This window comes from Burkholderia sp. YIM B11467 (assembly GCF_052952715.1).
This window is the reverse complement of record NZ_JBQVSQ010000002.1, coordinates 837,234-847,330: the sequence shown is the minus strand read 5'-3', so window position 1 is coordinate 847,330 and position 10,097 is coordinate 837,234. Positions and strand designations below refer to the sequence as shown.

Here is a 10,097-nt window from a genome sequence, read left to right as displayed (position 1 = left end):
CGCTGTTGCCCGGCCCACGGCCGGCCATCGAGATCGAACCGTATTTGCCGGGACGCTTCCTGACCGCGTCCCCCGTAGCCGGAGCGCTGACATGATCATTCATCTGGACGGCCGCGTGCTGACGGTGGCCGACGGCGCGACCGTCGCGGCTGCGGTCGCGGCGAGCGGCGACGACACGACGCGCGTGTCGTGCACGGGTGCGGCGCGTGCGCCGTTTTGCGGAATGGGCATCTGCCAGGAGTGCAGGATGACGATCGACGGCCGGCGCCGTCTGGCTTGCCAGACGCTGTGCCGCGACGGGATGCAGGTGGAGCGCACGCGATGAAACAGGAACGACTGAGCGTCGACGTCGCGATCGTCGGCGCGGGCCCGGCCGGGCTGTCGGCCGCGCGGGCCGCCGCAAAGAGCGGCGCGACGGTCGCGATCGTCGACGACAACCCGCGTGCGGGCGGGCAGATCTGGCGGCAGGCGGCCACTGCCGCGCCGACGCCGGCCGCTGCTGAGCGTCTCGCCGTATTGCGGCAACCGAACGTCACGCATCTCGCGGCGACGCGCATCGTCGCCGAAACCCAGCCGGACACGCTGCTGCTCGAGGACGACGAACGCGGGCTGCTGCTCGACTACCGGACGCTGATTCTCTGCTGCGGCGCCCGTGAGTTGCTGCTGCCGTTTCCGGGCTGGACGCTGCCGGGCGTCACCGGCGCGGGTGGCCTGCAGGCGCTGATCAAGTACGGCCTCGACGTGCGCGGGCAGCGTACGGTAATCGCGGGCAGCGGGCCGCTGCTGCTGGCGAGCGCGGCGACGGCCCGTCAGGCTGGCGCGCGCGTGTCGCATGTGCTCGAACAGGCCGCCTGGGGCGACGTGGCCGGCTTCGGCGCGGGGCTGTGGCGCTGGCCGTCGAAGCTCGCGCAGGCCGCGAAGCTCGTGACGGCTGCCTATCGGCCGGATGCGCATGTTGTCGAAGCGTTCGGCGACAAGCGGCTCGAACGCGTGCGGATTCGACACGGCGATCGCGAGTTCGACGTCGATTGCGACCGGCTCGCGTGCGGTTTCGGCCTCGTGCCGAACACCGTGCTGCCGAGCCATCTCGGCTGCCGGATCGAGAACGGCGCCGTGGCGGTCGATGCGCACCAGCGCACGAGCCGCGACGGGCACTTCGCAGCCGGCGAGTGCACGGGCGTCGGCGGCAGCGAGCTGGCGATGGTCGAAGGTGAAATTGCCGGTTATGCGGCGACCGGGCAGACGGCGCCGTTGGCTGCGCTCGTCGCGCGGCGAGCGCACTGGCAGGCTTTTGCAGATGCGGTACGCGAGCGTTTCGCGATCCGCGAGCCGATCCGCCGGCTCGCGCGGCCCGATACGCTGCTGTGCCGTTGCGAGGATGTGCGTTTCGATGCGGTCGCACGGGAGCCGGGCTGGACGGCCGCGAAGCTGCAGTCGCGTTGCGGGATGGGCGCGTGCCAGGGCCGCGTGTGCGGTGCGGCCGCGCAGGCGTTGTTCGGCTGGACGCCGCTCGTGCCGCGCACACCACTCGTGCCCGCGCGGGTCGGCACGCTGATGCTGGACGGTGCGGCGTCGTGCGACGGCGCGTGACGCGTCGCGGCGAAGCGGCCCGGTTCGCGCCGGGCTGCGCCATTCACTCCATCTTCATTTTCTTCCATTCGCCCATCTGAGGCGCCGCACAGGCGCGCAGGCACTCGATCGTCGCGGCCGCGGCCGCGGCCACGGCCGCGCGATTCGCGCTGTCTAGGCGCGAGACCATCGACGCCGCGCGCTGACTTTGGTGCTCCATCGGCAGGAGGCTGGCGCTCGGCGTGGTTCGCGCCGAAGCGACGCGGGCGAGCGAACCTGAACAGGCCCGAGGAGGGCACAAGGTCGCTGTCAGGCAAGCAGCCGGAATCGATGATATATAAAGTGATATAATATCTATTATTTAATTGTTATCCTGCGCTGATGAACGACGATCTTCCCGCCGGGCTGCCCGAGCCCGACCAGATGCGCGCAGCCGCCGATTCGGCCTGCGCGCTGCTCAAGGTGCTGTCGAATCCTGACCGGTTGCTGCTGCTGTGCGAACTGTCGCAGGGCGAGCGCAGCGTGAGCGATCTCGAGACGAAGCTGGACATCCGCCAGCCGACGCTGTCGCAGCAACTTGGCGTGTTGCGGGACAACGCGCTGGTCCGTACGCGCCGCGAAGGCAAGAACATCCACTATTCGCTCGACAGCCCGGCCGCGATCGCGGTGATGGGCGTGCTGTACGAACAGTTCTGCGGCCCGGCCGCGAAGGGGCAACGACGTGCAGATTGATGCGCTTCATGTCACGCCGTGGCTGTCGCTGGCCGGCGGTGTGCTGATCGGGCTCGCGGCCGCGTGGCTCGTCGCGTTCAACGGCCGGATTGCCGGCATCAGCGGCATCGTCGGCGGCCTGTTCACGGCGGGCGCCGGAGAGCGCGACTGGCGCGTCGCGTTCGTCGCCGGGCTGATCGCCGCACCGCTGGTGATGCGCGTCGCCGGAGCCGGCTTGACGCCGCAGGTCGATGCAGGCTGGTTCGACCTGCTGGCGGCCGGGCTGCTGGTCGGGATCGGCACGCGGTACGCAGGCGGATGCACGAGCGGCCACGGTGTGTGCGGGATGTCGCGCGGTGCGTTGCGCTCGGTGGTCGCGACGGCAGTCTTCATGGTCGCGGGCTTCGTGACCGTATTCGTGCGGCGGCACGTGCTGGGAGGCTGACATGCAGGCAGGATTCGCGTTTCTGGCGGGGCTGCTGTTCGGCGTCGGCCTCATCGTGTCGGGCATGGCCAATCCGCAGAAGGTGCTCGGCTTTCTCGACCTGGCGGGCCGCTGGGATCCGTCACTCGCGTTCGTGATGGCCGGCGCGACGGGCGTGGCCGTGTTCGCGTTCGCTTGGGCAAAGCGCCGGACGCGGTCGTGGCTCGGCTTGCCGATGCAGTTGCCGGCCTTGCGGGCGATCACCGTGCGCCTGGTTGCCGGGAGCGCCGTGTTCGGCATCGGCTGGGGGATCGCCGGGTTCTGCCCGGGGCCCGCGATCGTGTCGATCGGCCTCGGATCGGCCAAGGGGATCGTGTTCTTCGTCGCGATGCTGGCCGGGATGGCGGTATTCGAGTGGGCCGAGCGGCGCAGGAGCGCACGGTGAGCGTGGCGCTGCCGCGTGCCGGGCAGACCGCGGCAGCCGTTGAGGTCTGCGGATGGGGATGGCCGGACCGGATCGCGCCCGCACATCGCTGAATGACGCGGTGGCTGCGTGACGCCCGTCGTGACGAAGCAAGTGGCGATATCAGGACTGCTCGCGCGCATGATGGCCGCCACGCACCCGCCCGGACAGCCGGCGCAGGATCGCGCGCCACGCCGCGAGTGCGCCGGGCCGGCTGGCAGGTTCCACGACCGTCGTGCTGACCGCGCCCGCGCCGCCGGCCGATAACGCCACGTGGCCGGCCGTCTCGAACGTCAGGCATTCGCCTTCGTCGAGCACGCGGCGAACGTACTGCGGCGCGTCGGGTAGCCAGTCGAGCCCACCGTGACGTAGCGTCACCGCGAGTGCGCCGTCCAGCACGATCACCTGGCTGCCCTTGTCGAACCACGCAAAGTGGCTTTGCCCGGCGTCGAGCCGGAGATGTTGCGTCCGCATGGCGATTCCTTTTCCGGTTGCGCGGCCCCGCGACGGCGAGGCGACAGCGTGCAATCAGGTTAGGGAAACGGGCACGGGCACGACAGATTCAGGGGACGGGAATCTGTTGCGGTGCAGGCGACGATTTTTTATCGCTGTATCGGTGGGTTTGCCCCGAATCTGTATCTGGCGTGCCCTCGGCCGCGCGGGCACGATGGCCCGCATGACGCCTTTTACCGACGCATCCCGCACGCTTTTGCCGATGGATGGCGAGCCGCTTTACGAACGGCTCGCCGAGCATTACCGCCGCATCATCACGGCCGGCACGCTGTCGCCCGGCGACCGGATGCCGTCGGTGCGCGCGTTCATGGCGCAGCACGGCGTGAGCCTGTCGACCGCGATTCAGGCGTTCCGCCGGCTCGAGGATACGGGCTGGTGCGAGGCAAAGCCGCGCTCGGGGTACTTCGTGCGGCGCCGCGCGTCAGCCGCGCTGGCCACGCTGCCGGAAAGCGACGGACCGCCGCTGAGCGTCGAGCCGCCGTATGCGGGCCTGCACGAACGCGTGTCGCGCGTGATCGACCGCGCCAACGCGGCGACCGATGCGTTGAATCTCGGCGGCGCGTCCGCACTGGCCACGCTGTATCCGACCGAGCGCCTGCAGGCGCTGGCGATCCGGTTGTTACGTCGCAAGCCCACATTGCTGACCGACGCGGGGCCCGTCGGCGGTTCGCCCGAATTCCGGCAGGCGATGGCCAAACGCGCGCTGTCGTACGGCGTGACCGTGTCGCCGGACGACGTGATGTCGACGAGCGGTGGCGTCGACGCCGTGAATCTCGCACTGCGTGCGGTCGCGCGCCCCGGCGACACGATTGCGATCGAATCGCCGGCCTTCTTCGGCTTGATCCAGTTGCTCGAAAGCCTGGGCCTGCGCGCGCTCGAAATCCCGGCCAGTCCGACAACCGGCCTGTCGATCGAGGCGCTCGAAGTGGCGCTGGCCGCGTATCCGGATATTCGTGCGGTGGTCGTCGTGCCGAACCTGCAAAACCCGCTCGGCTGCGTGATGCCCGACGAGCGCAAGGCAACGCTCGTCGCGCTGTGTTCGCGCCACGGCGTGGCCGTGATCGAGGACGAGCCTTATCGCGAGCTCGTCGAAGCGCCGCAGACGGTCAAGCCGGTCAAGGCTTGGGACCGCGACGGCACGGTGATTTACTGCCCGTCGTTCAACAAGGTGCTGGCCCCCGGGATGCGGCTCGGCTGGGTGAGCGCGGGGCGCTGGCATGCGCGCGTGAAGATGCTGAAGTTCGCCCACAGCCGGCACAACGCCGCGTTGCTGCAGGCCGTTGCGGCCGAATTCGTCGGCTCGGGCGCGTTCGATCGCCATTTGCACCGGTTCCGCGAGCAGTTGCGCGTACAGCGCGACGTGACGATCGACGCGATTGCACGGCATTTCCCGGCCGGAACCCGGATGAACCAGCCGCCGGGCGGGATGCTGCTGTGGATCGCGTTGCCGGACGGTGTGCGTTCCGATGCGCTGTTCGATGCCGCGCTGGCGCACGGCGTCAAGATCGCGCCCGGTTCGATCTTCTCGAATTCCGACCGCTTCGACGCCTATATCCGGCTCGCCTGCACGCGCGTGTTCGATGCGGCGCACGAGGCGGCTTTCGAAACGCTCGGGCGCCTCATACGCGACGCGGCTGCTGCTGCGTAAGCACGGCGGCTGCCGGCCGGGCTCGCCCGTGTGCGCCGGCATGCCGACCCACCGCGGCCGCCGAACGCCGCCATGTCAGCGGCCGGCCGAGTGCGTGGCGAGGTGCTGGCGGATCAGCGACAGGTAACGATCACCGACCGAGAAATCGCGGGCGGCGCGCGGCTGGGTAGCCGGGCGCAGCGTAGCCGGCACGCTCATGCCCAGGTACCGGCATACGGCGGACGGGAATGGCTTCCGCGTATGCCCGAGCTGGCGCGCCGCGCGCTCGACGCGGGCATCGCCGGCCTGCGCGCGAAGCCACGCCAGCACTTGGCGATCGGTGTCGTTGACGATACGGACCAGATGTTCCATCGCGCACCTCACTGTTCATAAATACAGTACTGTAAATATAACCAGTATATGAGTCGACTGCAAGCGGGCGCGTGCGATTGGCCGTTCGGCCAGGGTCAGCGCGCCGGCACGGCGGCTCCGGTGATCCGCGCGGCGGGAGCAGCAGGCGGGGCGATGCCCGCATAGCGCGCGTCGGTCAGCGTGCCGAGGAACGCGACGATGTCGTCGATTTCCGCTTCGGTCAGCGCGGGCGGCGTACCGGGCCGGCGATTCATCGGCGTCGAATTGACGTTGATGTTGCCGCGATAGGCGGCCGGCACGTCGTCGAACGTCGTGGCGCCGTGGTACCAGAAACCGGGGTCGGTCGAGCGCGTGTTGTAGAACGCGACCGCATCGCGCAGCGTCGTGAACACGCCGTTGTGCGTGAACGTCTGCTTGACCGCGACGTTGCGCAGCCCCGGCGTGCGCAGGTAGCCGCACCATTGCGTCGGCTCGGGCCAGCGCAGCCGCCGCGCGGTGTCGCACAGCCCGTTGTCGAAATGGCGCGGATCGCGGTTCGCCGGCAGCGCGCGATTGCGCGGCACCGCGATCGCGTCATAACCGAAATCGGTGAAGAGCGAGCGCTCCGGGCGGCTCGAGGTCTCCGACAGCGTATGGCAGGTCATGCAGTTGCCCTTGTCCGGATTGCGGAACAGCGCGAGGCCGCGCATCTCGGCAGGCGCAAGCGGCTTGCGCGTGCGCAGGAACGCGTCGAAGCGCGACGTGAACGGCGCCATCTCGTCGCTCTGCAGAAAGGCTTCGACGGCCGAACCCAGCGCGTGCACCAGTTGTTCGGGATCGCGTCGCACGGGGGCGCCGAAACGCGCGGCGAGATCGGGCGCGAGCTCGGTCGCGTTGACCTTGCGCAGCAGCGCGGCCGGCGACCGGTTGTTCATCTCGTTCGAATCGAACAGCGGCCCGCGGATCTGCTCGGCGAGCGTATCCGCGCGGCCGTCGCTGAACAGGCCGCCGAACGGCGACGGCGCGGGCGCATCGTCGTCCTGGTAGAAGTGGCGGCGCGGCACGTAGCGCACATAGAGCAGGGACGGTGCATTGCGCTGGCTGAAACGCCCGTGCCGGCTGCCCTCAGGCACGCCGGGCCCCGCGAGCGAGGCGGCCGACAGTGTCGGCGCGAATGCGCGGCCCGGATCGTGGCAGCCCGCACACGACATGCCGCGCGGCTCGGACAGCCGCGGGTCGAAGAAAATCCGGCGGCCGAGCGCGACGAGTGTCGGGTCGGGCGCGAAGCGCGCGGTGGCCGCGTCGATCTTGCCCGTCACCTGCGGCGTGCCGTTGCCGATCGTGTCGACGACGCGCGACGGCGGCGCGCCGGGGAGCAGGACCGTATCGGCCGGCGCGGCATGGGCCGCGAGCGCCAGGCCGGCGAGCACGGCCGCGGCAAGCGCATGCAGCGTTTTCCGGCCGCGCGCAACGCGGCCGTCACATCGAACCTCGTCACTCACGGCGCAATGAACCCCGTCTTGTCGCAAGCGAGCGTCGTGCCCGACTGGTTGCACGACGCGAGCAGCTTGCCTGCGGCCGAATACGCGCGGAACACCCAGCCCGTCGCTGGGGCGGCGTTGCGCTCCATGATCAGGAAGCCGAAGCTGTTGTTGTGCGACAGCCGCTCGATCACGGCGCCCGGTGCGGGCGTCAGGCCGGCCGGGAACGGGTCGGGCAGCGCGACGTCGAGGTTGTCGCCGCCGTTGCCGGACACGATCGTCGCCGGGTGTCCCGACGAGAAATTGATCGCCTGGAAGTCGTGCACGTGCCCGTGCAGCGCGACGTGCACGCCGGGCGGGTAGTACGCCTGCGCGTTGAGGCTCGACATCACGGACTGCAGTGCGAGGTTGCCCGGCGCGGGCGTGCTGCCGGCGATCGGCGCGAACGCGAGGATCGGATGATGGTTCGTGAAGATCGTCGTCGTCATGCCGGCCTTCGACGCGAGCGATGCCACCGTCTGGAACTGCTTTTGGTAGATGCGGAATTGCGCGTCGGTCGTCTTGAGCGGCGTGCGGCCGACCTTCGCGGTGTCGAACACGATCACCTGCGAGCCGCTGCCGAGCGAGACCGCATACGGCTCGGAGTAGTTCGCGTCGTTGTCGTTGGCGGGATCGTCGCACGAGCGGGCAGCCGAATACGGGCGCGGATCGAGGAAGCGGAACCAGCCCTGGCCGGCCCGCGCGCATTCCTCGTGGTTGCCGCGCACAACGACCCACGGCGCCTTCGCGAGCAGCGGTGCGGCCGGGCGGAACAGGTCGGCCTGCCACGTATCCCAGCCATAGCCCCACGGGCTGTCCTTGCAACCGGCGATGTCCGGCGGGCATGCGTTCTCGCGATAGTGGTAGTCGCCGACGTGCAGCACCAGGTCGGGCGACAGCTTCGCGACGCTGGCCGCGATCGTGTCGAGCGGCCAGACCGTCGCGTCGTTGCATGCCTGCCACGCGTTGTCGGCTTTCTTCATCCGGCAGCCCGTGTCGGCGATGATCGCGATGCGCTGCGGCTGCGCTTTCGGCAGCGGCAGCGTGCGGCCCGCGACGCTCGCCGCCTGCGCGTCGGCCGGCAGCGTCGTCTCGCAGACGGACACCGGGAAGCTCGACGGCTTCGAGTCGGACGGATCGCTGGCGGTCGGCCGCTGGGCCACGGTCGCGGCGCCCGCGCGCAACGTCATGCGCGACAGCTTGCCGTCGACGGTCAGTTGCGGACACAGCGGCTCGCTGGCCGACGCGGGCGTGTAGTTCGTGATGACGCGCGCGATCGCCTGGTTCGCGTCGCCGATCTCGACCCATGCGGCCTGGACGTTGACCGACGCGCTGGCCGGATCGGCCGGCGTATCGATGTGATTCGAACACGCGGAGAGCGCGGCGAGGACAACAAGAGGAGCGCAGCGCACGAGCAGTGCGCGCGGGAAGAGTCGTCGCATGGGAGACACCGTAGGAAAGTCGTCAACGATACGCAGCGCAAATGTAAGAAATATGAAAAGACCGGGCGCGCGTAGCCGGGTCGGGACCGCTGCGGCAGGTTGCCGCCGGGGCCTTGACCTCAAGCCGGCTTGAAGCGGCACAGTCCGGTTCATGATCAATGAACCAGAAGGGGAATCGACGATGGAAACCAACCGGCCCAATGACGAACAATCCGCGCTGTGGAACGGCCCGTCGGGGCGCGCCTGGGTCGATGCGCAGGCGTCGCTCGACCGGATGTTCGCGCCGTTCGAGACGCTGCTCGCGGATGCGGCGGCCGCGTCGTCCGCGCGCAGCGTGCTCGACGTCGGCTGCGGCACGGGTGCAGTCACGCTCGCGATCGCGCGCCGGCTCGGCGCGCAGGCGCAATGCACGGGCATCGATATCTCGGCCAGGATGATCGATGCCGCGCAGGCGCGCGCCGAACGTAGCGGCCTTCGCGCCAGCTTCGTGCGCGCGGATGTGCAGACGCATGCGTTCGCGCCCGCGAGCGTCGACCTGATCGTGTCGCGCCTGGGCGTGATGTTCTTCGACGATCCGGTGCGGGCGTTCGCGAACCTGCGGCACGCGGCGCGGCCGAACGCGCAGATGCGGTTCGTCGCGTGGCGCAGCGCGGCCGACAACCCGTTCATGACGACGGCCGAGCGGGCCGCCGCGCCGTTGCTGCCGAACCTGCCCGCGCGACGACCCGGTGCGCCGGGGCAGTTCGCGTTCGGCGATCGGCAGCGGATCGCATCGGTGCTGTCGGACAGCGGCTGGGCCGACGTCGAGATCGAGCCGGTCGAGATGGCATGTGTGCTGCCCGAGCCGGCGCTGGGCGACTACATCTCACGGCTGGGCCCGGTCGGGCTCGCGCTGCTGGAGACGGACGACGCGACCCGGCGGCGCGTGGTCGATACGGTGCGCGCGGCGTTCGAGCATTACATCCACGGCGCGGACGTGCGCTTCGACGCAGCGTGCTGGCTCGTGACGGCGCGTGCGTAACGCGTTGCGATTAAGCGGACCAGGGAAGCGGCGGCGGCCGGTCCGCCCGGCGCGTTGCCGTTCGCGCGTGATGAAGCCGGGCCGCGCGACGTGCGCGCGTCAGCGTCGCCGGTTGCGCAGCATCGGCCACGCACAACCGCCGGCAACGAACGCGAGGCCGAGCAGGACGGCTTCGACGCCGAGCGCGAAACCGGGCGGCATTTCACCGCTGTTCGGCGCGGGCGACAGGTTGCCGCCCATCGCGATGGCGCCACCTGCCAGCAGCGTCATGCAGACGACCCAGTAGACCTTGCCGCGCGGCGCCGCGGCCCGGATGCGCCACAGCGCGATGCCGGCTCCGCCGAGATAAAGCAAGGCGAGCGTGCCGAGCGCGACGATGTCGGCGGAGCGGCTTTGCAGGAGCCAGCTCATCGCGTGGCTCCGTCGAACGCGCCGGACCGGCGCGGCGCAGTCAAG

12 protein-coding genes are annotated in these 10,097 nt (G+C 69.9%); 7 read left to right on the top strand and 5 right to left on the bottom strand.

Going from position 1 to position 10,097, the window contains the following annotated elements; genetic code table 11:
• Positions 1–91 precede the first annotated feature (91 nt).
• The 5 genes from ACTRWB_RS10930 (at position 92) to ACTRWB_RS10910 (ending at position 3,149) form a co-directional block, all read left to right on the top strand.
• A complete protein-coding gene (locus ACTRWB_RS10930; RefSeq protein ID WP_175842130.1) occupies positions 92–325 on the top strand; it encodes a 2Fe-2S iron-sulfur cluster-binding protein in 234 nt (77 codons plus the stop codon).
• Positions 322–1,590, top strand: coding sequence for an FAD-dependent oxidoreductase (locus tag ACTRWB_RS10925; protein WP_446901893.1), 1,269 nt, complete (start codon positions 322–324; stop codon positions 1,588–1,590). Before ACTRWB_RS10930 ends, ACTRWB_RS10925 begins: the two co-directional genes overlap by 4 nt.
• 360 nt (positions 1,591–1,950) lie before the next feature.
• A complete protein-coding gene (locus ACTRWB_RS10920; protein ID WP_446901892.1) occupies positions 1,951–2,301 on the top strand; it encodes an ArsR/SmtB family transcription factor in 351 nt (116 codons plus the stop codon).
• A complete protein-coding gene (locus tag ACTRWB_RS10915) occupies positions 2,291–2,725 on the top strand; it encodes a YeeE/YedE family protein (protein ID WP_446901891.1) in 435 nt (144 codons plus the stop codon). Before ACTRWB_RS10920 ends, ACTRWB_RS10915 begins: the two co-directional genes overlap by 11 nt.
• Position 2,726: 1 nt before the next feature.
• A complete protein-coding gene (locus tag ACTRWB_RS10910) occupies positions 2,727–3,149 on the top strand; it encodes a DUF6691 family protein (protein ID WP_419689217.1) in 423 nt (140 codons plus the stop codon).
• Positions 3,150–3,290: 141 nt separating this feature from the next.
• Here ACTRWB_RS10910 and ACTRWB_RS10905 read toward each other — a convergent pair whose 3' ends face one another.
• Positions 3,291–3,641 carry a hypothetical protein gene (locus ACTRWB_RS10905; protein WP_446901890.1) on the bottom strand — a complete coding sequence of 117 codons (351 nt, stop codon included), beginning with the start codon at positions 3,639–3,641 and terminating at the stop codon, positions 3,291–3,293.
• Between the two features lie 193 nt (positions 3,642–3,834).
• On the opposite strand from ACTRWB_RS10905, the gene ACTRWB_RS10900 reads away from it, so the two are divergent.
• Complete coding sequence (locus ACTRWB_RS10900; protein ID WP_446902042.1) at positions 3,835–5,328, top strand: aminotransferase-like domain-containing protein; 1,494 nt, start codon at positions 3,835–3,837, stop codon at positions 5,326–5,328.
• A 75-nt stretch (positions 5,329–5,403) separates the two neighbouring features.
• On the opposite strand, the gene ACTRWB_RS10895 is transcribed toward ACTRWB_RS10900, so the two are convergent.
• From ACTRWB_RS10895 to ACTRWB_RS10885, 3 genes are all read right to left on the bottom strand, one after another.
• Positions 5,404–5,679, bottom strand: a complete 276-nt coding sequence (locus ACTRWB_RS10895) for a hypothetical protein (protein WP_048245493.1) — start codon at positions 5,677–5,679, stop codon at positions 5,404–5,406.
• A 95-nt stretch (positions 5,680–5,774) separates the two neighbouring features.
• Entirely contained in the window at positions 5,775–7,160 is a 1,386-nt protein-coding gene (locus tag ACTRWB_RS10890) for a cytochrome-c peroxidase (RefSeq protein WP_446901889.1), read from the bottom strand.
• Entirely contained in the window at positions 7,157–8,620 is a 1,464-nt protein-coding gene (locus ACTRWB_RS10885) for a metallophosphoesterase (RefSeq protein ID WP_048245491.1), read from the bottom strand. Before ACTRWB_RS10885 ends, ACTRWB_RS10890 begins: the two co-directional genes overlap by 4 nt.
• A gap of 181 nt (positions 8,621–8,801) precedes the next feature.
• On the opposite strand from ACTRWB_RS10885, the gene ACTRWB_RS10880 reads away from it, so the two are divergent.
• Positions 8,802–9,641, top strand: a complete 840-nt coding sequence (locus ACTRWB_RS10880) for a class I SAM-dependent methyltransferase (RefSeq protein ID WP_446901888.1) — start codon at positions 8,802–8,804, stop codon at positions 9,639–9,641.
• Positions 9,642–9,740: 99 nt separating this feature from the next.
• Here ACTRWB_RS10880 and ACTRWB_RS10875 read toward each other — a convergent pair whose 3' ends face one another.
• Positions 9,741–10,052 (bottom strand): hypothetical protein, encoded by a 312-nt coding sequence (locus ACTRWB_RS10875; RefSeq protein WP_446901887.1) that lies wholly within the window; start codon positions 10,050–10,052, stop codon positions 9,741–9,743.
• Between the last annotated feature and the right edge of the window lie 45 nt (positions 10,053–10,097).

Coding starts and splice junctions, on each gene's coding strand:
- ACTRWB_RS10885 (WP_048245491.1), bottom strand. CDS start 8,620: ATGCGACGACTCTTCCCGCGCGCACTGCTCGTGCGCTGCGCTCCTCTT.
- ACTRWB_RS10920 (WP_446901892.1), top strand. CDS start 1,951: ATGAACGACGATCTTCCCGCCGGGCTGCCCGAGCCCGACCAGATGCGC.
- ACTRWB_RS10900 (WP_446902042.1), top strand. CDS start 3,835: ATGGCCCGCATGACGCCTTTTACCGACGCATCCCGCACGCTTTTGCCG.
- ACTRWB_RS10930 (WP_175842130.1), top strand. CDS start 92: ATGATCATTCATCTGGACGGCCGCGTGCTGACGGTGGCCGACGGCGCG.
- ACTRWB_RS10895 (WP_048245493.1), bottom strand. CDS start 5,679: ATGGAACATCTGGTCCGTATCGTCAACGACACCGATCGCCAAGTGCTG.
- ACTRWB_RS10905 (WP_446901890.1), bottom strand. CDS start 3,641: ATGCGGACGCAACATCTCCGGCTCGACGCCGGGCAAAGCCACTTTGCG.
- ACTRWB_RS10875 (WP_446901887.1), bottom strand. CDS start 10,052: ATGAGCTGGCTCCTGCAAAGCCGCTCCGCCGACATCGTCGCGCTCGGC.
- ACTRWB_RS10910 (WP_419689217.1), top strand. CDS start 2,727: ATGCAGGCAGGATTCGCGTTTCTGGCGGGGCTGCTGTTCGGCGTCGGC.
- ACTRWB_RS10925 (WP_446901893.1), top strand. CDS start 322: ATGAAACAGGAACGACTGAGCGTCGACGTCGCGATCGTCGGCGCGGGC.
- ACTRWB_RS10880 (WP_446901888.1), top strand. CDS start 8,802: ATGGAAACCAACCGGCCCAATGACGAACAATCCGCGCTGTGGAACGGC.